This is a genomic window from Pseudomonas putida, from assembly GCF_002025705.1.
GTDB lineage: Bacteria > Pseudomonadota > Gammaproteobacteria > Pseudomonadales > Pseudomonadaceae > Aquipseudomonas > Aquipseudomonas putida_J.
Window position 1 is genome coordinate 3,759,490 of the sequence record NZ_CP018846.1, and the last position, 22,072, is coordinate 3,781,561.

The 22,072-nt window shown below is 62.7% G+C and carries 25 protein-coding genes; 13 read left to right on the top strand and 12 right to left on the bottom strand.

Features of this window, described 5'->3' with window-relative positions; all coding sequences use genetic code 11:
* Positions 1-236: 236 nt before the first annotated feature.
* On the top strand, positions 237-1,124 hold the full coding sequence (gene rhtA / locus BUQ73_RS17030) for a threonine/homoserine exporter RhtA (protein WP_079228939.1): 888 nt from the start codon (positions 237-239) through the stop codon (positions 1,122-1,124).
* Between the two features lie 190 nt (positions 1,125-1,314).
* Positions 1,315-1,596, top strand: a complete 282-nt coding sequence (locus BUQ73_RS17035; protein ID WP_079228940.1) for a hypothetical protein — start codon at positions 1,315-1,317, stop codon at positions 1,594-1,596.
* A 56-nt stretch (positions 1,597-1,652) separates the two neighbouring features.
* Here BUQ73_RS17035 and BUQ73_RS17040 read toward each other — a convergent pair whose 3' ends face one another.
* Positions 1,653-3,461 (bottom strand): aminopeptidase P family protein, encoded by a 1,809-nt coding sequence (locus tag BUQ73_RS17040; protein ID WP_079228941.1) that lies wholly within the window; start codon positions 3,459-3,461, stop codon positions 1,653-1,655.
* A gap of 208 nt (positions 3,462-3,669) precedes the next feature.
* Here BUQ73_RS17040 and BUQ73_RS17045 point away from each other — a divergent pair, with 208 nt between their 5' ends.
* Both BUQ73_RS17045 and BUQ73_RS17050 read left to right on the top strand, forming a co-directional pair.
* A complete protein-coding gene (locus tag BUQ73_RS17045) occupies positions 3,670-4,788 on the top strand; it encodes a DUF3182 family protein (protein WP_079228942.1) in 1,119 nt (372 codons plus the stop codon).
* Positions 4,772-5,542, top strand: a complete 771-nt coding sequence (locus tag BUQ73_RS17050; RefSeq protein WP_079228943.1) for an alpha/beta hydrolase family protein — start codon at positions 4,772-4,774, stop codon at positions 5,540-5,542. Before BUQ73_RS17045 ends, BUQ73_RS17050 begins: the two co-directional genes overlap by 17 nt.
* Here BUQ73_RS17050 and BUQ73_RS17055 read toward each other — a convergent pair.
* Positions 5,521-5,901: an antibiotic biosynthesis monooxygenase gene (locus tag BUQ73_RS17055; RefSeq protein WP_079228944.1), complete on the bottom strand. Its 381-nt coding sequence runs from the start codon at positions 5,899-5,901 to the stop codon at positions 5,521-5,523. The two genes, BUQ73_RS17050 and BUQ73_RS17055, sit on opposite strands and share 22 nt — an antisense overlap.
* 86 nt (positions 5,902-5,987) lie before the next feature.
* Between BUQ73_RS17055 and soxR the strand changes: the two genes are divergently transcribed.
* Entirely contained in the window at positions 5,988-6,440 is a 453-nt protein-coding gene (gene soxR, locus BUQ73_RS17060) for a redox-sensitive transcriptional activator SoxR (protein ID WP_079228945.1), read from the top strand.
* Here the strand turns inward: soxR and BUQ73_RS17065 are convergent.
* Positions 6,432-7,421: a GlxA family transcriptional regulator gene (locus tag BUQ73_RS17065; RefSeq protein WP_079228946.1), complete on the bottom strand. Its 990-nt coding sequence runs from the start codon at positions 7,419-7,421 to the stop codon at positions 6,432-6,434. The two genes, soxR and BUQ73_RS17065, sit on opposite strands and share 9 nt — an antisense overlap.
* Positions 7,422-7,503: 82 nt before the next feature.
* Between BUQ73_RS17065 and BUQ73_RS17070 the strand changes: the two genes are divergently transcribed.
* Complete coding sequence (locus BUQ73_RS17070; RefSeq protein ID WP_079228947.1) at positions 7,504-8,052, top strand: cysteine hydrolase family protein; 549 nt, start codon at positions 7,504-7,506, stop codon at positions 8,050-8,052.
* Positions 8,053-8,064: 12 nt separating this feature from the next.
* Here BUQ73_RS17070 and BUQ73_RS17075 read toward each other — a convergent pair whose 3' ends face one another.
* Positions 8,065-8,628 (bottom strand): helix-turn-helix domain-containing protein, encoded by a 564-nt coding sequence (locus BUQ73_RS17075; protein WP_079228948.1) that lies wholly within the window; start codon positions 8,626-8,628, stop codon positions 8,065-8,067.
* Between the two features lie 83 nt (positions 8,629-8,711).
* Here BUQ73_RS17075 and BUQ73_RS17080 point away from each other — a divergent pair, with 83 nt between their 5' ends.
* From BUQ73_RS17080 to BUQ73_RS17110, 7 genes are all read left to right on the top strand, one after another.
* On the top strand, positions 8,712-9,662 hold the full coding sequence (locus BUQ73_RS17080; RefSeq protein ID WP_079228949.1) for a DMT family transporter: 951 nt from the start codon (positions 8,712-8,714) through the stop codon (positions 9,660-9,662).
* A 149-nt stretch (positions 9,663-9,811) separates the two neighbouring features.
* Positions 9,812-12,727 carry a monovalent cation/H+ antiporter subunit A gene (locus BUQ73_RS17085; protein WP_079228950.1) on the top strand — a complete coding sequence of 972 codons (2,916 nt, stop codon included), beginning with the start codon at positions 9,812-9,814 and terminating at the stop codon, positions 12,725-12,727.
* The gene (locus BUQ73_RS17090; protein ID WP_003250128.1) at positions 12,727-13,071 is read left to right on the top strand and encodes a Na+/H+ antiporter subunit C; all 345 of its coding nucleotides are present in this window, start codon (positions 12,727-12,729) and stop codon (positions 13,069-13,071) included. The genes BUQ73_RS17085 and BUQ73_RS17090 overlap by 1 nt, the downstream gene beginning before the upstream one ends.
* Positions 13,068-14,747, top strand: a complete 1,680-nt coding sequence (locus tag BUQ73_RS17095) for a monovalent cation/H+ antiporter subunit D (protein WP_079228951.1) — start codon at positions 13,068-13,070, stop codon at positions 14,745-14,747. The genes BUQ73_RS17090 and BUQ73_RS17095 overlap by 4 nt, the downstream gene beginning before the upstream one ends.
* The gene (locus tag BUQ73_RS17100; protein WP_079228952.1) at positions 14,744-15,232 is read left to right on the top strand and encodes a Na+/H+ antiporter subunit E; all 489 of its coding nucleotides are present in this window, start codon (positions 14,744-14,746) and stop codon (positions 15,230-15,232) included. The genes BUQ73_RS17095 and BUQ73_RS17100 overlap by 4 nt, the downstream gene beginning before the upstream one ends.
* On the top strand, positions 15,229-15,507 hold the full coding sequence (locus BUQ73_RS17105) for a K+/H+ antiporter subunit F (protein ID WP_003250109.1): 279 nt from the start codon (positions 15,229-15,231) through the stop codon (positions 15,505-15,507). The genes BUQ73_RS17100 and BUQ73_RS17105 overlap by 4 nt, the downstream gene beginning before the upstream one ends.
* Complete coding sequence (locus BUQ73_RS17110) at positions 15,504-15,869, top strand: Na+/H+ antiporter subunit G (protein WP_079228953.1); 366 nt, start codon at positions 15,504-15,506, stop codon at positions 15,867-15,869. The genes BUQ73_RS17105 and BUQ73_RS17110 overlap by 4 nt, the downstream gene beginning before the upstream one ends.
* 11 nt (positions 15,870-15,880) lie before the next feature.
* Here the strand turns inward: BUQ73_RS17110 and BUQ73_RS17115 are convergent, their stop codons facing one another.
* The 8 genes from BUQ73_RS17115 to BUQ73_RS17155 all read right to left on the bottom strand — a co-directional run bounded on the left by BUQ73_RS17115 (position 15,881) and on the right by BUQ73_RS17155 (position 22,069).
* Positions 15,881-16,093: a hypothetical protein gene (locus tag BUQ73_RS17115; protein ID WP_079228954.1), complete on the bottom strand. Its 213-nt coding sequence runs from the start codon at positions 16,091-16,093 to the stop codon at positions 15,881-15,883.
* Positions 16,090-16,560, bottom strand: a complete 471-nt coding sequence (locus BUQ73_RS17120) for a hypothetical protein (RefSeq protein ID WP_079228955.1) — start codon at positions 16,558-16,560, stop codon at positions 16,090-16,092. Before BUQ73_RS17120 ends, BUQ73_RS17115 begins: the two co-directional genes overlap by 4 nt.
* Positions 16,561-17,071: 511 nt before the next feature.
* Complete coding sequence (locus BUQ73_RS17130) at positions 17,072-17,266, bottom strand: hypothetical protein (protein WP_079228956.1); 195 nt, start codon at positions 17,264-17,266, stop codon at positions 17,072-17,074.
* A gap of 185 nt (positions 17,267-17,451) precedes the next feature.
* Positions 17,452-17,856, bottom strand: a complete 405-nt coding sequence (locus BUQ73_RS17135; RefSeq protein ID WP_027919101.1) for a TraR/DksA family transcriptional regulator — start codon at positions 17,854-17,856, stop codon at positions 17,452-17,454.
* Between the two features lie 317 nt (positions 17,857-18,173).
* The gene (locus tag BUQ73_RS17140; RefSeq protein ID WP_079228957.1) at positions 18,174-18,947 is read right to left on the bottom strand and encodes an enoyl-CoA hydratase; all 774 of its coding nucleotides are present in this window, start codon (positions 18,945-18,947) and stop codon (positions 18,174-18,176) included.
* 13 nt (positions 18,948-18,960) lie between these two features.
* On the bottom strand, positions 18,961-20,088 hold the full coding sequence (locus BUQ73_RS17145; RefSeq protein WP_079228958.1) for an acyl-CoA dehydrogenase: 1,128 nt from the start codon (positions 20,086-20,088) through the stop codon (positions 18,961-18,963).
* Between the two features lie 8 nt (positions 20,089-20,096).
* Entirely contained in the window at positions 20,097-21,290 is a 1,194-nt protein-coding gene (locus BUQ73_RS17150) for an acetyl-CoA C-acyltransferase (RefSeq protein WP_079228959.1), read from the bottom strand.
* 11 nt (positions 21,291-21,301) lie between these two features.
* Positions 21,302-22,069 carry an SDR family NAD(P)-dependent oxidoreductase gene (locus BUQ73_RS17155; RefSeq protein WP_079228960.1) on the bottom strand — a complete coding sequence of 256 codons (768 nt, stop codon included), beginning with the start codon at positions 22,067-22,069 and terminating at the stop codon, positions 21,302-21,304.
* Positions 22,070-22,072: the final 3 nt, after the last annotated feature.

The following is a 22,072-nucleotide window of genomic DNA, read 5'->3' on the forward strand; positions in this document are numbered from 1 at the left end:
TCGAAGCGCCTCCAACCTCACCTTAACTACCTAACTCATTGAATCTCAAGGAGTTTGTCGTTCCGATGTCGCTGGAAGTGGGGCGCATTATAAGGGGATTCGAAAGCGCGTCAACCGTTAATTTCATGAAATTGAAACAATCGGTGAAAAGCCTATGAAAGGCACCTTGCACCTCATACCACCAATTGCGCACTATATTGCACACCCGCACACCTCCCAAGGATAGCCGCGCAGAAATGAACACCCAACCCCGCAGCCTGGCCGCCACCCTCTTCCCGATCGGCCTGCTGCTCATTGCCATGGCCTCGATCCAGTCCGGCGCCTCACTGGCGAAAAGCATGTTCCCAATCATCGGCGCACAAGGCACCACCACCCTGCGCCTGATCTTCGCCAGCGTCATCATGCTGCTAATCCTGCGCCCCTGGCGCGTGCGCATGACCGCCAACACCCTGCGCAACGTCGTCATCTACGGGATGTCCCTGGGTGGCATGAACTTCCTCTTCTATATGTCGCTGCAAACCACGCCACTGGGTATCGCCGTTGCCCTGGAGTTCACCGGCCCGCTGGCCGTGGCGCTGTTCGCCTCACGCCGTGCACTCGATTTCCTGTGGATTGCCCTGGCAGTCGCTGGCCTGTTGCTGCTCTTACCGGTAGGTCATGGCGGCCAACCACTTGATGTACTGGGGGCAGCTTATGCGCTTGGCGCGGGTGTGTGCTGGGCACTCTACATTCTGTTCGGCCAGCGTGCCGGTGCCGAGCACGGCATCCAGAGCGCTGCCCTCGGCGTCGTGGTCGCGGCCTTGTTCGTCGCGCCCATCGGCATCGTCCATGCCGGCAGTGCATTGCTCACCCCGGCTGTAATCCCGCTGGCACTGGGCGTCGCCGTACTTTCGACCGCCCTGCCCTATAGCCTGGAAATGGTCGCCCTGACTCGCATGCCAGCGCGCACCTTCGGCACCCTGATGAGTATCGAACCGGCGATAGGCGCCCTGTCAGGCCTGCTGTTCCTCGGCGAAGTACTGAGCACCACTCAGTGGCTGGCAATTCTTGCCATCATCGCAGCCTCGGCTGGCGCTACGTTGTCCATGCGCCGCGAGGCAAGCCCGGCAGTCGCAGCAGACTGATTTGAGACATATTTTCATTTGAGACGATATTAGTGATTGTCCCCACCCGCCGCGCTGATTAAGCTGTCACAAAATCATAATCTTTACGCTATCTACTTGTGCGAACACGGACGTCGAGGAAGATCCAGGAAGAACCTAAGCGACAACGACAGGGCCGGGAAGCAGACCAGCCCTGCATTTAAGGACAGGAATGAAACGTATTTTGCTCATCCTGGCCGTCTTGGCCATTGCCGGATGCGCCGCAACGGCCAAGACTGAGGTCAAAAAAGGGAAAAAGGGCCTGCATATCAATTGCTCTGGCCTGTCCTCCTCGTGGGACAAGTGCTACAGCAAGGCGGCCAGTTCCTGCAGTCCACGCGGTTACAAGGTGATCGCGCGCTCTGGTGACACTGACGAGGAGCCCGGGGACTACCTGTTCGGCATCAACCCCGCCGGCTATACCAGTCGTAGCATGATCGTCATCTGTAAATGAGAAAGGGCAGCCCGTGAGCTGCCCTTCTTTTATTCATCGACTTGCCATCAGGCCGCTCAAAGCGGCGCAGTACGCCTCTTCAGCCAATCCAGCGAAGCCCCTTGCAGCAAAGGTGAGAGGCGCTCATGCACCATTACGTGGTACTGGTTCAACCACCCCCGCTCGTCCTCGGTCAGCATCGCGGGAAGCAGGCAACGGGTATCGATAGGGCACAGCGTCAAGGTCTCGAAACGCAGGAAGTCACCAAACGCACTCTTGCCCGACTCACGGCTGACCACCAGATTTTCGATGCGCACACCCCAGGCACCAGCCCGATAGGTACCCGGCTCGATCGAACTGATCATTCCTTCCTGCATTGCCGTCTGCGGGGTGGTTGCCGCCTGATAGGCGATAACCTGTGGACCTTCGTGCACGTTCATGAAGTAGCCAACGCCATGCCCGGTACCATGGCCGTAGTCGACCTGGTCTGCCCAAATCGGCGCCCGTGCGATGGCATCGAGCAATGGTGACAGGATGCCGCGCGGGAAACTGGCACGCGACAATGCGATCATCCCCTTGAGTACGCGCGTGCAGTCCTGCTTCTGCTCCAGGCTCGGACTACCCACCGGTACCATCCGCGTGATGTCGGTGGTGCCTCCCAGGTACTGCCCTCCAGAGTCGATCAACAGCAGGCCATCACCTTCGATAACCGCGTGGGATTCTTCGGTAGCTCGATAATGCGGCATCGCGCCGTTGCCATTGAACGCCGCAATGGTCGAAAAGCTCAGCGAGACGAAGCCTGGCCGGCGGGCACGCGCAGCACTCAACTGCTCATCCACCGTCAGTTCGGTGATGACCTCCTGGCCCTGGTGCGCTTCAAACCAGGCGAAGAATTCGCACAAGGCCGCGCCATCCTGCTCCATGACCTGGCGTACATGCACCAGTTCCTCTTCGCTTTTGCGTGATTTGCTCAGCGTGGTCGGGTTCAACCCTTCGACCAGTTGCACCTTGGCATCCAGGTTCTCCAGCAAGCCGCAGGTCACACGCGCTGGATCGACCAGCAGCCGGCTATCGGGCGCCAGCGCTGCCAGGGCATCGTGCACCGATGTGTAATCGCGCACCTCGATGCCATCGACCTCAAGTACATGGCGCAAGTGCTCATCGAGTTTTTCAACACCGACGAACAAGATAGCCTGGTCCTTGCCGACCAAGGCAAAGGAAACGAAAACAGGGTTGTAGGACACATCACTACCGCGCAGGTTGAACAACCAGGCGATGTCGTCCAGGGTCGCAATGAAGTGCCAATCAGCGCCCTTCTCCTGCAACGTGGCGCGCAGTTGCCCAAGTTTCTCGGCCCGACTGACCGTGGCGTGGGGCGGCAGGTGCTGATAGACCGGGTTGCCAGGCAACGCTGGACGGCCCTCCCACACTTCGGCGAGAAGATCCCGATCGGTTACCAGACGCGCCTCGCGAGCCCGGAGCCGCTCTTCGAGCTGACGCGCCGCAGCCAACGCCATGACCGCGCCATCCACAGCCACGGCCCCATTCACCCGAATATTGTCCCCGAGCCACTCCAGCGCGCCCGGCTTGCCGGGCAGCAACTTCATCAAGTCGATGCCGCTACCAGCCAGTTCCTTCTCGGCTTGCTCCCAGTAGCGGCTGTCCACCCACACTCCGGCAAAGTCCGCAGTCACTACCAAAGTGCCCACCGAGCCATCGAACCCCGAGAGCCACCGACGCCCCTGCCAGTAACCTGGCAGATACTCGGAAAGATGCGGGTCTGCCGACGGCACCAGCAGGGCATCGACCCCCTCCCGTGCCATGACCTGGCGCACGCGCGCCAGGCGCTCCGGCACACTTTGCTGAATCGTGGTCTGAACGTTCATGCGCACTCCTGCGGACACATCGAGATTATTCCAGGATGAGAATAATGGAACAGCTGCCACGGTGCCGCAATCATGGCGACCGACTCACGGCACGCTATGCCCATGACGTCACCTGCTATTAAGACGCTTCCTACACCATCAGTCATTTCGAGCTGAACTTACCGTTGGCACAGGCTTCACAACCTGTACATTCATTGCACACAGGCAGATACCCATGCCCAGTGCCTGCGACCAGAAGACCGCCGTGGTGCTGCTCGACACCCGTGAGCACACCCCGGAACATGAACATGCCGTACACCTGAAGCTGGCTGAACGCCTGGCCCGGCTGTTGGGCTGCGATGCCGTGCGGACCGTTGTGCCGACCAGGGCAAACACACGCTGCTACTACGTGCCGACCGACACCTTGGTCGGCACTGAGCGTTATGCCGCCATGGGCATTCGCAGCGAGCAGGACCTGTTTGGCGGCCTGGTCAGCCACCCCTACATGGCTACCAAGGCCATTTCCCATCCGCTACCGGCCGAGGCCGACTTCCCACCTGGCTGGACCGATGCCTTCGCTCGCCATGCCAGTGACGCCCTGCTCTGCGGCTACACCGTGTTCAGCAAGGCCGATGCCCGCCGCGCCGCCCAGCTACTGCTGCGTGATGGCCCGCTGCGGGTGAAGCCGGTGCTGGCTTGTGCCGGCCGCGGCCAGCAAGTCATCACCCAGGCGGATGAACTGGAGCCGCTGCTGGCCAACATGGATGAACGGGACCTGGCCCTGTGGGGCCTGGTGCTGGAGGAGGACCTGAGCAAGGTAGAGACCTTCAGCGTTGGCCAGGTCCGCGTCGCGGGCCTGACCTGCAGCTATCACGGCACCCAGCAACTGACCCGTGACCACCAAGGCATCGAGGTCTACGGCGGCTCCGAACTGATCGTGGTGCGGGGTGACTACCAGGCCCTGCTGCAGCGGCCTCTGGAGGATCACCTGCGCCTGGCGATCAACCAGGCCATGACCTACGAGCAAGCCGCCGAACAGCATTTCCCGGGTTTCATCGCATCGCGGCGCAACTATGACATCGCCCGCGGCACCACAGCCCAAGGCCATCTGCGCAGCGGCGTACTCGAACAATCCTGGCGTCTGGGCGGAGCCAGCAGTGCCGAGCTCCTGGCGTTGCAGGCATTTGCCGACGACCCGGCACTGCAACAGGTATGCGCTTCAACCCATGAAGTATTCGGCTGCCCCGACCTGCCCACTGACGCCACGCTCTTCTATCAAGGAAACGACAGTGAACTCGGACAACTCAGCAAGTACGCGCGGATTCGCCAGCATGAGCATTCAGAGTGAAACCGTTGAACTGCAAGTCGAAGATGACAGCATCGTCGGCACCCTGGTCAGCCCCGGAAGCAAGATGCCCGGCATTCTCTTCGTTCACGGCTGGGGCGGCAGCCAGCAGCGCGACCTGGCGCGCGCCCGGCATATCACCGGCCTGGGCTGCGTGTGCATGACCTTCGACCTGCGCGGCCACGAGAAGACCGAAAGCCAGCGCCTGACCGTCACCCGAGAACAGAACCTCAAGGACCTTCTGGCTGCCTACGACCGACTGGTCAGCCACCCGGCGGTGGACAGCAGCGCCATCGCCATCATCGGCAGTAGCTACGGCGGCTACCTGGCCACCCTGCTGACCTTGCAGCGACCGGTGAAATGGCTGGCATTGCGGGTACCGGCGATGTACTGGGACGACGAATGGAACATGCCCAAGCAGGCCCTCGACCGCCAGCGCCTCAACGCCTATCGCCAGCGCGCCCTCGGCCCGGCCGACAATCGTGCCCTGGCCGCTTGCGCCGAGTTTGCCGGCGACGTGCTGCTGGTCGAATCGGAACAGGACGACTATGTGCCGCACTCCACATTGATGAGCTATCGCTCGGCGTTCGTCAGTGCGCACTCGCTGACCCATCGTATCGTCGACGGTGCCGACCACGCCTTGTCCAGTGAAGCGAGTCAGAAGGCCTACAGCTCGATCCTGGCCGCGTGGATCAGCGAAATGGTGATTGGTGCGCGCCTTGACCGTTACCCACACTACGCCCCTTGGTACGCCTGACCCTCGCCAACCTGGCAATGCAAGCCCCCATCAGCGCCGCGCACCAGGCTGCGCAGCGCCTGGTAGGCGGCGAAGTTGACACCTCGCGCCTGATGCTGACTCAGCATTTCGAAGAACGGTTCTTCGGCAAAGCACTCCGCCGCCGCCGCCCAAGCCAGGCGTGATTGCCATTGCAGGTACTGCAAGACGCGGCTGCCATCGTCACTGGCCTGGATGCTGACACCTTGCAAACCTTGGCAACGCGCAGCCAGTTCCTCGCTGCGAGTGACCAAGGCCTGAGCCAGCGCCGCCTGACGCGAGGCAGGCACTTCGTATTCGATCATTTGAGTGAACCACAGGGAATGCGGCATAGCCGTCATGGCGAATCTCCTTGCTGCGGGCGCTTGCTACGGAATGGCCAGCAGGGTAAAACCTCTAGTTAACTCAAGGTCAAGCGATTTTTCCCATGCCCAGCAACCCACCTGCCGCCACGGACAAACTGCTCAGCGTCGGCCAACTGGCAGCGCGCAGCGGCGTGGCAGTAACCGCCCTGCATTTCTACGAAACAAAGGGGCTGATCCAGAGCACTCGCAATGCTGGCAACCAGCGGCGCTATCCCAGGGCAATGCTGCGCCGGGTCGCAGTGATCAAGATGGCCCAGCGGCTCGGCATACCGCTGGCCGAGATCGCCTCTGCTCTGGCCGCGCTGCCCATCGACCACACTCCGACCGCTGAAGACTGGCAACAGCTTTCGGCCCGCTGGCGTGATGACCTGAGCCGGCGTATCGACGAAATGGTCAGGCTGCGCGACCAGCTCGATGGCTGCATCGGCTGCGGTTGCATGTCGCTGAAGGAGTGCCCGCTGCGTAACCGCCAGGACCATCTGGCTGATGCCGGGCCGGGGCCGCACCTACCCTGAGCAGGGCAGCGCAAGGCGTTGTCGGTACTCGCTTGGCGTCAGCCCGGTGATGCGCTGGAACACCTTGCGAAACGCCCCGGGGTCCTGATACCCCACACCCCAGGCAACCTGCTCGACCGTACGCCGGGTGAACTCCAGCATCCGACAGGCCCGCCCCACCCTTACCTGCTGGCAATACTCGGTGGGCTTCAATCCGGTGGCAGCACGGAAGCGCCTGAGGAATGTGCGCGCCTCAAGCCCGGCACAAGCTGCCATGCCAGCGAGGTCGGCGTCTTGCGCGCCATCTGCCTGCAACCAGTGCTGAACCCTGAGCACCGCCTCGTCACCATGATCCAGACGTGGGTTGAACAGTACCCCCGGCAACGGCCTGGTGACCGGCTCGACAGACATGTAGCGCGCCGTCTCCCAGGCCACGCAGACACCAAGATAGCGCTCCAACAGGCGCAGCCCCAGCTCGGTCCAGGCCATCAAGCCGGCTGAAGTCATGATGTCACCATCATCCAGCAGTGGCTGGTTGGCCTCCACGCGAACCTTTGGGTAACGCTGGGCGAGGGCCTGCGCATAGTTCCAGTGGGTACTCGCGGCCCGACCATCGAGCAGGCCACTGGCAGCGATGAAGAACACGCCGATGCACACCGACGCCAGGACCGTGCCCTGACCATGCCATTGGCGCAGCACCTGCCGATGACGCTCGAGCAGTTCCAACGCAGGCGTAGGCTCGAGGCTGGGCGGGATGATCAGCACGCGCAGCGGCTGGCCCGCCGTACCAGGGCTATCCTCAAGACACTGTAACTGCCCCGCCTCATCGACCCGCCAGTGGCTGACACACACCCGCGGCAGCTCAACCGCACCCAGTTCGACGGCCACGCGGTTGGCCACGCTGAACAAGTCACTCAGGCCATGCAGCGCCGCGCGCTGCGCGCCAGGGTAATGCAGCAGGCCGATCTGCAAGCTGCCAAGGCTGTCAGTTTTTGCCGTCATTGTGTCGATCGCGCCAATCCTCAAGTCGGTGCCCACAGCCTATAACTATCGTCATCCAACGACTACTGCCACAGGAGGCAGCATGAGCAAGCAGGCCCTGATCATCATCGACATCCAGAACGACTACTTCCCAGGCGGCAAATGGACCCTCGACGGCGCCGACAAGGCGGCTGACAATGCCGCCCGCCTGCTGGCCGAGGCGCGCCAGAAAGGCGACCTGGTGGTTCACGTGCGCCATGAGTTCGAAAGCGCCGATGCGCCCTTCTTCGCCCCGGGCACCCAGGGCTCGGCCATTCATTCAAAGGTGGCGCCAAAGGCGGGCGAACCCGTGGTACTCAAGCACAAGGTCAACGCGTTTCTCGGGACCGACCTTAAACAGACGCTGGACCAGCATCAGGTCAAGGCCGTGACCATCGTCGGCAGCATGAGCCACATGTGCATCGACGCCGCCTCCCGTGCGGCTGCCGACTTTGGCTATGACGTCACCGTGGCGCACGATGCCTGTGCCACCTTGCCGCTGGAGTTCGAAGGCAAGCAGGTCCCGGCAGCCCACGTGCACGACTCAGCCATGGCCGCGCTGGCGTTCGCCTATGCCAAGGTGGTGAAGACCGACGAGCTGCTCAAGGGCTGAGCCTGGCACCGTTCAGATCACCACATTACGCACGAAGCGCACGGGGACTGACCCATCATTGCGGTAGGCATAGCGGCAATTGCTGGGGAACACATGGAACTGCCCGACCTGCAGACAGTGCCCGGCGCCTTCGATGATCAGTGTAAGTTGGCCTTCAGCCACGTAGATCTGCTCACTCCAGCCCTCGGCATCGGCTTCGCTGGTGTAGCACTCGCCAGGCGCGAGGGTCCATTCCCAAATTTCCACCTCGCGCCGGGCAGCGCTGCTGGCCAGCAGCACTGCCTTGCTCTGCGGGTGCTCGCCGGTCCAGGCCAGTTCGTCGATGCGGCTGGGGTCGCGCTGATCCGGAGCCTGGATCAGGGTGCTGAAGGCGACCCCGAGGGCTTCGGCAATCAGGTCGAGAGTGGTCAGGCTGACATTCTTCTCGCCCGCCTCGATTGCCACCAGCATCCGCCGGCTGACCCCGGAGCGTTCGGCCAGGGCACTCTGGCTCATGCCGGCCGCGTTGCGCAGGCTACGGACATTGAGGCTGACGTGTTGCAGCACCGATGCACGGTGCGCGGAATCTTTGTGCACTATATTGCTCACCCTTACCCATTGCGCAGTATACTGCCCACTTTGCGGCGATTGTGCGCCGCCCCCTTCGAGTGCGCAAGACCATGAGCCAGCCGACCAGCAGCCCACAGACCGCGGTATCTTTTCGCCTGAGCAAGGCGGAAATGGTGCTGGTGTTCATCACCATGCTATGGGGCGGTACCTTTCTGCTGGTGCACAACGTCATGACCGTGAGCGGCCCGATGTTCTTCGTCGGCCTGCGCTTCGCCGCAGCGGCGCTGTTCGTCGGCCTTGCCTCGGCGCGTGCTTTACCGGGCCTGACGTTCACGGAGCTGAAGGCCGGCGTGCTGATCGGGGTATCCATCATGCTGGGTTACGGCCTGCAGACCATGGGCCTGCAAACCATCAGCAGCAGCCAGTCGGCGTTCATCACCGCACTCTACGTTCCGTTCGTACCGCTTTTGCAATGGCTGGTGCTGGGGCGTCGCCCGGGGCTGATGCCGAGCATCGGCATCTGCCTGGCGTTCGTCGGCCTGATGTTACTGGCCGGGCCAGAAGGCGGCACATTGCATTTCAGCGAAGGTGAAGTGGTCACCCTCGTGAGCGCCGTAGCCATCGCCGCCGAGATCATCCTGATCAGCAGGTTCGCCGGCCAGGTCGATGTGCGCCGGGTCACCGTGGTGCAATTGGCCACCGCTTCGCTGCTGGCGTTCCTGATGATCGTCCCGACCCAGGAGCGCCTGCCTGATTTTTCCTGGCTGCTGTTGCTTAGCGCGCTGGGCCTGGGCGCCATGAGCGCGGTAATTCAGGTGGCGATGAACTGGGCGCAGAAGTCGGTTTCACCAACCCGCGCTACGCTGATCTACGCGGGCGAGCCGGTATGGGCGGGTATCGTCGGGCGCATCGCTGGCGAGCGCCTGCCCGGTGTCGCGCTGATCGGCGGGTTGCTGATCGTCATTGCCGTGGTGGTGAGCGAGCTGAAGGTCCGCCGCAACCGTGAAACCAGCGAAGCCCACGAAGCGCCAGCCCGTCGCGAACACGAAGCCGGCCTGTAAAGCGCCCGACAACGTCTATGCTCTGTAAAAAACTGTTATAAAAAAACAGCTTGTCACAGCGCTTTTGTACGATTCTGCGACAGCTTGCGTGTTGGTGATCAACGGCCCGGCACGTATGATCCTTGCAAACCTTTCCAGAATAGAACTCTATGTCATTGATAGTGCTACTGCTTCTGCCGTTCGTGGGCAGTTGCCTGGCAGCTGTGCTGCCGCACAACGCACGTAACGCCGAGTCCATCCTGGCCGGGCTCGTGGCCCTGGTCGGCACTGTCCAGGTAGCACTGCTGTACCCTCAGATCGCCGATGGCGGCGTAATCCGCGAAGAAATCCTCTGGCTACCAAGCCTGGGCCTGAACCTGATCCTGCGCATGGACGGTTTCGCCTGGCTGTTCTCATTGCTGGTATTGGGTATTGGCACCCTGGTATCGCTGTATGCGCGCTACTACATGTCGCCGCAGGACCCGGTGCCGCGCTTCTTCGCGTTCTTCCTGGCATTCATGGGTGCCATGCTCGGCCTGGTGATCTCAGGCAACCTGATTCAACTGGTGTTCTTCTGGGAATTGACCAGTCTGTTCTCCTTCCTGCTGATCGGTTACTGGCACCACCGCGCCGACGCCCGCCGCGGCGCCTACATGGCGTTGATGGTCACCGGCGCGGGTGGCCTGTGCCTGCTGGTCGGGGCCCTGCTGCTCGGCCATGTGGTCGGCAGCTACGACCTGGACAAGGTCCTGGCTGCCGGCGAAACCATCCGCCAGCACGCACTCTACCCTGTGCTGCTACCTCTGATTCTGATCGGCGCATTGAGCAAGAGTGCGCAATTCCCCTTCCAGTTCTGGCTGCCCCATGCCATGGCAGCACCCACTCCAGTTTCTGCCTACCTGCACTCGGCGACCATGGTCAAGGCCGGCGTATTCCTGCTGGCGCGCCTCTGGCCGGTGCTGTCGGGCAGTGAGGAGTGGTTCTGGATCGTCGGCGGCGCAGGTGCCGTGACCTTGTTGCTGGGCGCCTTCGCCGCGATGTTCCAGAACGACCTCAAGGGCCTGCTGGCATATTCAACCATCAGCCACCTGGGCCTGATCACCCTGCTGCTGGGCCTCAACAGCCCGCTGGCTGCGGTCGCCGCAGTGTTCCACATTCTCAACCATGCCACCTTCAAGGCCTCGTTGTTCATGGCCGCCGGCATCATCGACCATGAAAGCGGCACCCGTGACATCCGCCGCCTGAGCGGCCTGATACGCCTGGTGCCCTACACCGCTACCCTGGCCATGGTGGCCAGTGCCTCGATGGCCGGCGTGCCATTGATGAACGGTTTCCTGTCCAAGGAAATGTTCTTTGCCGAAACCGTGTTCATCACTTCCACTGCCTGGGTCGAAGCCGCTTTACCGGTAATCGCCACCCTCGCCGGGACCTTCAGCGTCGCCTATGCCCTGCGCTTCACCGTCGACGTATTCTTCGGGCCTCCGGCCGAAGACCTGCCGCACACTCCACACGAGCCACCCCGCTGGATGCGTGCGCCGGTCGAACTGCTGGTGCTCACCTGTCTGGTGGTGGGTATCTTCCCGGCCCAGTCGGTCGGCCCATTGCTGGCCGCCGCTGCACTGCCAGTGGTGGGTGGCACGCTACCGGAATACAGCCTGGCCATCTGGCACGGCTGGAACGCGCCGCTGATCATGAGCCTGGTCGCCATGAGCGGCGGTATCGTGCTTTACCTGCTGCTGCGCAACCAGCTGCGCCTTGGGCGCTTCCCGTATCCGCCGCTGATCGAGCGCTTCAACGGCAAGCGCCTGTTCGAACATGGCCAGGTCCGCCTGATGCTGCTGGCCCGACGGGTCGAGGGCTTGCTGACCAGTCGCCGCCTGCAAGCGCAACTGTTCATGCTGGTGCTGGCAGCTTTCATCGCCGGCCTCACACCGATGCTGTACAGCGGCTTGAGCTGGGGCGACCGGCCGAAGATCCCTGGCTCCGGTGTGTTCGTCGCGCTGTGGCTGATCGCAATCGCCTGCGCCATCGGCGCCGCGTACCAGGCCAAGTATCACCGCCTGGCGGCATTGATCATGGTCAGCGTCTGCGGCCTGATGACCTGCATCACGTTCGTCTGGTTCTCGGCACCCGACCTGGCCCTGACCCAGCTGGTGGTCGAGGTCGTCACCACGGTACTGATCCTGCTCGGCCTGCGCTGGTTGCCACGGCGTATCGAGGGCGTCTCGCCACTGCCTGGCAGCCTCGACCGCGCCCGTGCCCGGCGCCTGCGCGACTTGCTGCTGGCGGTGCTGGTCGGTACCGGCATGGCAGTGTTGTCGTACGCCATGCTGACCCGGCCGACGCCCAACGACATTTCTTCGTTCTACCTCAGCCGCGCCCTGCCACAAGGTGGCGGTACCAACGTGGTCAACGTGATGCTGGTGGACTTCCGCGGTTTCGATACCCTCGGCGAAATCACCGTGCTGGTAGCCGTGGCGCTGACCGTATTCGCCCTGCTGCGACGCTTCCGCCCGCCGAAGGAGAGCATGCAGTTGCCGGCCCAGCAGCGCCAACTGGCGCCCGACGTGGTCACCGACCTGATCAATCCGCGGCATGCCACCGACACGGCCCTGGGTTTCATGATGGTGCCAGCGGTGCTGGTGCGCCTGCTGCTGCCCATCGCTTTGCTGGTATCGATGTACCTGTTCATGCGTGGCCATAACCAGCCAGGCGGCGGTTTCGTCGCCGGCCTGGTGATGTCGGTGGCGTTCATCCTCCAGTACATGGTCGCCGGCACCCAGTGGGTAGAAGCGCAGATGAGCCTGCGGCCGCTGCGCTGGATGGGCACCGGGCTGCTTTGCGCGACCTTGACCGGGGTCGGCGCGATGCTGCTGGGTTACCCATTCCTCACCACTCATACCGCTCACCTGCACCTGCCGTTGCTCGGCGACGTGCATGTGGCCAGCGCGTTGTTCTTCGACATTGGCGTGTACACCGTGGTTGTCGGCTCCACCCTGCTGATCCTCACTGCCCTGGCGCACCAGTCGGTGCGCGCCTACCGCCCGGGCAACCCGTCGAAATCCAGCCAAGCAGGAGCCGCCTGATGGAAGAAGTCATTGCAGTCGCCATCGGTGTACTGGCCGCCTCAGGGGTGTGGTTGATCCTGCGCCCGCGCACCTACCAGGTGATCATGGGCCTGTGCCTGCTGTCGTACGGGGTCAACCTGTTCATCTTCAGCATGGGCAGCCTGTTCATCGGCAAGGAGCCGATCATCAAGGACGGTGTGACCCAGGACCTGCTGCACTACACCGACCCGCTGCCGCAGGCGCTGGTGCTCACCGCCATCGTCATCAGCTTTGCCATGACCGCGCTGTTCCTGGTGGTACTGCTGGCATCCCGCGGCCTGACCGGCACCGACCATGTGGACGGCCGGGAGCGTGACGAATGAGCGGCATGAGCCAACTGATCGTCGCCCCCATCCTGCTGCCACTGCTGACTGCAGCGGTGATGCTGTTACTGGGCGAAAAACATCGCCAGATCAAGGCGCGCCTGAACCTGCTTTCAACCTTTGCCGGGTTGGCCGTCGCCGTCAGCCTGCTGCTGTGGGTGCGCACCCAGGGGCAAGCGGAATCGATCGGTGTCTACTTGCCCGGCAACTGGCCCGCACCCTTTGGCATCGTGCTGGTGGTGGATCACCTTTCAGCCCTGCTGCTGACCCTGACCGGTGTCATCGGCATCAGCGCCCTGCTGTTCGCTCGCGCCCGCTGGGATGGTGCCGGCGCCAGCTTCCATGCGTTGTTCCAGATCCAGCTGATGGGCCTGTATGGCGCCTTCCTCACCGCCGACCTGTTCAACCTGTTCGTGTTTTTCGAAGTGTTGCTGGCCGCGTCCTACGGCCTGTTGCTGCACGGCTCGGGCCGGGCACGGGTGCGTGCCGGGCTGCACTACATCGCCATCAACCTGTTCGCCTCGTCGCTTTTCCTGATTGGCGCGGCGATGCTGTACGGCGTGACTGGGACCCTCAACATGGCCGACCTGGCCCTGAAGATCCCACTGGTGCCGGAAGCCGACCGTGGCCTGCTGCACGCTGGTGCAGCGATCCTGGCCATGGCGTTCCTGGTCAAGGCCGGCATCTGGCCGCTGAATTTCTGGCTGGTGCCTGCCTATGCCTCAGCCAGTGCGCCGGTCGCCGCGCTGTTCGCCATCATGACCAAGGTTGGCCTGTACGCAGTACTGCGCCTGTGGACCCTGCTGTTTTCCGGGCAGGCCGGTGCTTCGGCGCATTTCGGCGGGCAGTGGCTGGTCTACGGGGGGCTGGTCACCCTGGCCGTTGCGGCAGTGTCGATACTGGCTGCGCAACGCCTGGAGCGCATGGCTGCACTGAGCATCCTGGTTTCCGCCGGCACCCTGCTCGGCGCGGTCGGCTTCGCCCAGCCGGCGCTCACTGGCGCTGCCTTGTTCTACCTGGTCAACTCGACCTTGGCGCTGTGCGCGTTGTTCCTGCTCGCCGAACTGGTCGAGCGCTCGCGCTCGGCCAACGAAGCGCCGCTGGATGAAGAAGAAGACGCCATACCTTCACCGCTCGAGTCGCTGCACCCACCCAAAGGCATCAACCTCGACGATGAGCAGAAGGTGGTCATCGGCCAGATCATTCCCTGGACCATGGCGTTCCTTGGCCTGAGCTTCATCGCCTGCGCCCTGCTGATCATCGGCATGCCGCCGCTATCCGGGTTCGTCAGCAAGCTCAATCTGATCAGCGCGCTGTTCAACCCACAGGGCTTGGGCATGCCAACCGAGCACCCCCTGTCGGTGGCGGGCTGGGTGTTGGTGGCCTTGCTGATCCTCTCGGGCATGGCCTCGCTGATCGCTTTCGGCCGGGTCGGCATCCAGCGTTTCTGGAAGCCCGAAGAACGCCCTTCACCGGTGCTGCGGCGCTACGAGTGCTTGCCCATCGTAATCCTGCTCGGCCTGTGCATCATCCTCAGCTTCAGGGCTGAACCATTGCTGCGCTACACACAGGACACCGCGGCCAGCCTGCAGGCACCGGACGCCTATATCGACGCCGTGATGGCTGCCCGCCCCATCCCTGGCCCGACCTCACTCGACGTACAGGTGCAGCCATGAGCCGACTGTTCCCCGCTCCGCTGCTGTCCGCTGCATTGTTCGTACTGTGGCTGCTGTTGAACCTGTCGGTCAGCCCCGGCAACCTGTTGCTGGGCGCAGCACTTGGCGTGCTGGCCCCGCTGCTGATGGCACCGCTGCGCCCGCAGTACGCACATGTGCGCAAACCGTGGGTGGTGGCAAGGCTGATTGGCCGGGTCGGCATCGATGTCATCCATTCCAACCTGCTGGTGGCCATCGGTGTGCTGCGCGCCGGGCAACGCCCGCCCCGCTCGGCCTTCGTGCACATCCCGCTGGACCTGCGCGACGCCCACGGCCTCGCGGCACTGTCGATGATCACCACTGTAGTGCCCGGCACTGTATGGTCGGAACTGGCCCTGGACCGCAGCGTGCTGCTGCTGCATGTGTTCGATCTGAGCAACGAAGCGGCCTTCATCGAGCACTTCAAGCTCACCTACGAACGCCCGTTGATGGAGATCTTCGAATGACAGGCCTGCTCGCCAACGCAGTCCTCGCCAGCCTGTTCATCTTCGCCCTGGCCATGGGCCTGGCGTTGATCCGGCTATTTCGCGGCCCCTCCGCCCAGGACCGGGTGCTGGCGCTGGACTACTTGTACATCCTGGCCATGCTGACGATGCTGGTGCTGGGCATCCGCTACGCCAGCGATACCTACTTCGAGGGCGCACTGCTGATTGCCCTGTTCGGCTTTGTAGGCTCGTTCGCTTTGGCCAAGTTCCTGCTGCGTGGTGAGGTGATCGAATGACCGAAACCCTTGAACTGCCATTCTGGCTCGAACTGGTCACGGCCGCGCTGCTGTTGCTCGGCAGCCTCTTCGCACTGATCGGCGCCATTGGCCTGCTGCGCCTGAAGGACTACTTCCAGCGCATGCACCCACCAGCACTGGCTTCGACCATCGGCGCCTGGTGCGTGGCACTGGCATCGATCATCTACTTTTCCTGGCTCAAGGGTGGCCCGGTGCTGCACGCCTGGCTGATCCCGATCCTGCTGTCGATCACCGTGCCGGTCACGACACTGCTGCTGGCCCGAGCGGCGCTGTTCCGCAAGCGCATGTCGAATGAAGCTGTACCTGAAGAAGTGAGCAGTGGCCGCGATCGCGGCCACTGAAACGGCTGGTCTCAGCCTTGGGACAGGCGCTGCAACTCGCGCCTTACCATGGCGGCATAAGGTGGCGGGCTCAGCTGATACAGCTGGGCCGCCACCCAGCTCAGCCAGCCCCCGCCCATTACCTCACGCTGCGCCAACAGACGCTGGGCCTCGGCCAAGGCTTGCGCCTGGTGCTGCCGATGAAACTCGGCACGCGTGCCAGGCACTTCGTCACTTTCGCTCATTCACTGGCCTTGAAAGTGGTCAGCTCGCCCTTGCGCCACTTGGCGACTTTGCCGGTCACCGTCTTGAGCAACTTGCCCAAGCCTTCTTGAACCTGTTGCTGCGCGGCGAACACCAGCATCACACCCTGGCCTTCGCGGAACACGATGCCCTCGCCTTCCGGCACCGAAACAAATGCGTAGTCGCCCACACCGTAGACGTTCAGCTTGATTTCGCGAAAGCGCATTTCCAGTTTGCCACCCTCGCGGCTAGGCAAGACGGCAGCGCGGAAGTGATCGCCAACTTTCAGCTCCAGGCGCTGCTTGTCATCGACCACCAGGGCACTTTCGGTGTCGATTTCGGCCATGTACAGGCCTTCGGGGTTCTGTTCGGTGACATAGATGAAACGGCCCTGAAACAGCTTGGCCAACTTACCGCGCAAATCGCCCAAGGCAAACAAGGCGTGGGTATCCAGTGTACTGACTGCCAATGAAGTAATCCTCAAACCGGTGACATCCGCCCTCACTCGGAGTCGGTGAGGCGCGGCCATTTCAATTCGATAGGCGAAAAGAATAATAAAGTGATGCACGAAACGTCTGTGCCTGCTGACGATGCAGCATGCAGGAAACTTTACTCTGGCTCGCCAGATATGGCCTCAAAGCAGGCTTTCGGCATATTCCCTATCAGGGAAGCGTAATGTCTGACAACAAACCCGCCAGAAAAGATGCGATAGATAACTGCAAGCCCCTCGGCAGAACGGGCTCAGGTATCCATCAGCGCATTACCGGGGAATGAATATGCACGAAAACACTGAAATCCGTCGAGAGGTAAAGAACATTTCTTACCTCGCATGCGTCAATAACAGGCCGCGCTATGTCGTCATACCCGCGGGTATCGAGTTCTTCCACGTTACCGAAAGCGCCACTGGCAGGGTCAAGGGCTTTCGCCGACTGCACCGCGATGCCTGCGCCCTGGCCCGCAGCCTGGAAGCCTGAAACCGCTCAAGCGGCGTGACCTTCCTGCAAGAGTTGCAACCAGGCGGCCTGGCATTCCATGGCTTCGCCACGGGTGGCGAACGCTGTACCACGGCGCTCGCCATTGACCAAAACCACCCAACATACCCGCTTGCCCAGTGCCTGCAGGCTCGCTGGCACACCTGAACCGATCATGACCGCTACATCGACTCGGCTGTTCATCATTCCCTCCGGCACTTAGATAGCACCCTAACGATAAGGTCATGATACGCCCAGCAACTGTCGTGTAACAGCGCATCCTGGTACAGCTGTGTTACGCCCTGAGCAACAAATGCCGCAGGCGCTTCACGCAAGAAACGCAAAAAGCCCCAGGGATTGCTCCGTGAGGCTTTGCGCACTGCGCCGGGTCAGACCTGACGCTGGTGGCGGTCGAGCTGCTCGTGGCGCTCCTGGGCTTCGATGCAGTACTTGGTGGTCGGGCTGATCAGCAGGCGCTTCAGGCCAATCGGCTCACCGCTGTCATCACACCAGCCGAAGCTCTCGTCAGAGATGCGGTCCAGGGCCATTTCCAGCTGCGGCAGCAAGCGCTGATCACGGTCGATGGCATTGACCAGCCAGCTACGCTCTTCTTCGACCGACGCCACGTCGGCAGGATCCGACGGGGTGTCCAGGCCTTCGATGGTGGCACGGCTCAGCTCGATGCGTTCATGGGTTTCGACTTTCATCGCCTGCAGCAGGCCAGCAAAGAAAGCCAGCTGGTCAGCGTTCATGTAGTCATCGGCCGACATGGCCAGCAACTGTTCCTTGGTCATCGATTTCTCTATGAAAAAATGTGCATTTGGGCGATTCAGGTGCCGCCGACGCCTCGGCATCGGCAGCGGAATTCTTCAAGCGCCAACCGGCACTCTTTTACAGGGGGCGGCAGTCTAAGGCGCTACGTCGCCTTGAGCAACAGCAATCATGGGAGAAATTGCCCGAATGGATCTGGAATCCGCCCGCTGGCACCCTTGCCCGGCTCGAAAAGAAAGCGTCACGGTATACCAAGGTATACCGTGACGCTGACTCGTCCGCTGCATGCACCAAGGCAAAACGCAGCAAGCGGCACTGCTGCTAAAGCACCCTGCTCGCTTCAACGGTCCTTGAATTGTGCCTCGCGCTTGGCAATGAAAGCCGCCATGCCTTCTTTCTGATCTTCGGTGGCAAACGCGGCGTGGAACACCCGACGCTCGAAGCGCACACCTTCGCTGAGGGTCACCTCGAAAGCGCGGTTGACGCTTTCCTTGACCATCATGCTCACCGGAATCGACTTGCTGGCAATGGTTGCAGCGACCTTCAGTGCTTCTTCCAGCAACTGCGCCTGCGGCACGATGCGCGCCACCAGGCCGGCGCGTTCGGCTTCTTCGGCGCCCATCAGGCGGCCGGTCAGGCACAGTTCCATGGCCTTGGCCTTGCCCACCGCACGGGTCAGGCGCTGGGTGCCGCCCATGCCCGGCAGCACGCCGAGGTTGACTTCCGGTTGGCCGAACTTGGCATTGTCGGCAGCGAGGATGAAGTCGCACATCATCGCCAGTTCGCAGCCACCGCCCAGGGCGAAGCCGGAGACTGCGGCGATGATCGGTTTACGCCGGTTGGCGATGCGGTCGGAATCGCTGAACAGATCGTCAACGTAGATCTGTGGGTATTGCAGTTCGGCCATTTCCTTGATGTCGGCCCCCGCGGCAAAAGCCTTGGCAGAGCCGGTGAGCACCACGCAGCCAATCTTCGGGTCACGCTCGAGCTGGTCCAGGGCCTGGTTGATCTCGCCGACGATCTGCGCATTCAGCGCGTTCAGCGCCTGGGGGCGGTTGAGGGTGATCAGGCCGACCTTGCCGTGGATGTCCAACAGGATGGTTTCGAATGCCATGCAGTCTGCTCCTTCAAAGATTGCGCGCAATGACCATGCGCTGAATGTCGCTGGTGCCTTCATAGATCTGGCAGACCCGAACGTCGCGGTAGATCCGCTCCAGCGGGAAGTCGCTCAGATAGCCATATCCGCCCAAGGTCTGCAAGGCATCCGAACAGACCTTTTCGGCCATTTCCGAGGCAAACAGCTTGGCCATCGACGCTTCCACCAGCGCCGGGCGCCCGGCGTCACGCAACGCGGCCGCGTGCAGCACCATCTGCCGCGCCACGGCGATCTTTGTTGCCATGTCGGCCAGTCGGAAGGCCACGGCTTGATGTTCGATCAATGGCTTGCCGAAGCTTTGCCGCTCATTGGCGTAGTCGCGTGCCACTTCGAAAGCCGCACGGGCCATGCCCACCGCCTGCGAGGCAATGCCGATGCGGCCGCCTTCGAGGTTGGCCAGGGCGATCTTGTAGCCCTCGCCTTCCGCACCCAGGCGGTTGGCCACGGGCACTCGCACATTGTCAAAAACAATCTGGCAGGTATCCGAGGCATGCTGGCCCAGCTTGTCCTCGACCCGCGCCACCTGGTAGCCCGGCGAGTCGGTTGGCACGATGAAGGCGCTGATGCCACGCTTGCCCGCCTCTGGATCAGTTACGGCAAAGACGATCACCACACCGGCACTCTGCCCGGACGTGATGAACTGCTTGCTGCCATTGAGCACATAGTGGTCGCCGTCAAGCCGAGCGCGTGCCTTCAGGCTGCTGGCGTCGGAACCGGCCTGCGGTTCGGTCAGGGCAAACGCCCCAAGCATCGAACCCATGGCCAGCGGGGTGAGGAACTGCGCTTTCTGCTGCTCGTTGCCGAACCGCAGGATCGGCACGCAACCCACCGAGTTGTGCACGCTCATGATGGTCGAGCAGGCGCCGTCACCGGCAGCGATCTCCTCCAGCGCCATGGCGTAGGCCACATAACCGGTGTCACTGCCGCCCCACTGCTCCGGCACCAGCATGCCGAACAGCCCGAGCCCGGCCATTTCCTCGATGGCCTCTTTCGGGAAGCGGTGCTCCTTGTCCCATTGCTCGGCAAACGGTTTGAGGCGCTCCTGGGCAAAGGCGCGTACCGCATCGGCGATCTGTTGTTGCTCGTCAGTTACCAGCATGGTTCACCTCAATACAGGCATTCGACAGCCATGGCCGTGGCCTCGCCACCGCCGATGCAGATGGCTGCCACACCGCGACGCAGGTTGTTCTGGCGCAGGGCTGACAGCAGCGTCACCAGAATGCGCGCGCCCGAGGCGCCGATCGGGTGGCCCAGCGCGCACGCGCCACCATGGATATTGACCTTGTCGTGCGGCAGGTCGAGGTGCTTCATGGCCGCCAGGGTCACCACGGCAAACGCTTCGTTGATCTCGAACAGGTCGACTTCACCCAGGCTCCAGCCCGTGCGCTTCATCAGTTTGTCGATTGCACCTATCGGCGCGGTCGGGAACAGTGCCGGGGTGTCGGCGAAGGCAGCATGGCCATGGATTACCGCCAACGGCTTGAGGCCGCGCTTGTCAGCTTCGGAGCGGCGCATCAGTACCAGCGCCGCGGCACCGTCGGAAATCGAACTGGAGTTGGCAGCAGTCACCGTACCACCTTCGCGGAAGGCCGGCTTGAGCAGGGGGATCTTGTCCAGGCGCGCCTTGGGCGGTTGTTCGTCGTCTTTGATGACGCGCTTTTCCTTGCCCTCAGTGACCTCTACCGGCACGATCTCGGCGGCAAAGCGGCCACTCTTGATAGCGTCCTGGGCGCGGGTCAGCGAGGCGATGGCGAACTGGTCCTGGGCTTCGCGGCTGAAGGCGTTGGCCTGGGCGCAGTCTTCGGCAAAGGTGCCCATCAGGCGGCCTTTGTCATAGGCGTCTTCCAGACCGTCCATGAACATGTGGTCGATGATCTTGCCGTGGCCCATGCGGTAGCCGCCACGGGCCTTGTCCAGCAGGTATGGTGCGTTGGTCATGCTTTCCATGCCACCGGCCACCACCACATCGGCGCTGCCTGCCAGCAACAAGTCATGGGCCATGATCGCCGCCTGCATGCCCGAGCCACACATCTTGTTCAGCGTGGTGCACGTGGTGTGCTTATCCAGGCCGGCACCCAGTGCAGCCTGACGTGCAGGTGCCTGGCCCTGGCCGGCTGGCAAAACGCAGCCGAACAGCACCTGCTCGACGCTGGCATGATCGATGCCAGCGCGCTCGACGGCGCCGCGGATGGCGGCGCTGCCCAGCTGCGGCGCGGTCAGGCTCTTGAGGTCGCCCTGCAGGCCGCCCATGGGCGTGCGTACGGCACTGACGATGACAATCGGGTCGTTACTGAGGCTCATGATCGGACTCCTTACTTGGCAGCCATGCGCAGTGCACCGTCGAGGCGGATCACCTCGCCGTTGAGCATGCTGTTCTCGATGATATGGCGCGCCAGCGCTGCGTATTCCTGCGGGCGCCCCAGGCGCGGTGGGAACGGCACGCCGGCGGCCAGTGAAGCGCGCACTTCCTCGGTCATGCCGGCCATCATCGGTGTTTCGAAGATGCCGGGGGCAATGGTCATCACGCGGATGCCGAAGCGCGCCAGCTCACGCGCGGCGGGCAAGGTCAGGCTGGCGATGGCGCCTTTGGATGCAGCATAGGCGGCCTGGCCGATCTGGCCGTCGTAGGCGGCAATGGAGGCAGTATTGATGATCACGCCACGCTCGCCTCCTTCGTCCGCAGCGCCTTCAGCCATGGCAGCGGCAGCCAGGCGCAACAGGTTGAAGCTGCCGACCAGGTTGACGTTGATGACTTTGGCGAAGCTGGCAAGGCCATGCGGGCCCTGCTTGCCCAGCACCTTCTCGGCGCCGACGATGCCGGCGCAGTTGACCAGCCCGTTGAGGCTGCCGAAGGCGCTGACCGCCGCATCGACCGCTGCCTGGGCGGCCTGCTCGTCACTGATGTCAGCCACTGCGAAGCGGGCGTTTTGACCCAGCTCGCGGGCTTTGGCCTCCACGGCCTGGGCATTGAGGTCAACCAGCATGACCTTGGCGCCGGCCTCGACCAGCATCTGCGCGGTGGCAGCGCCCAGCCCCGAAGCGGCGCCGCTGACGATGAAGTGTTTATTGGCTATCTGCATGAT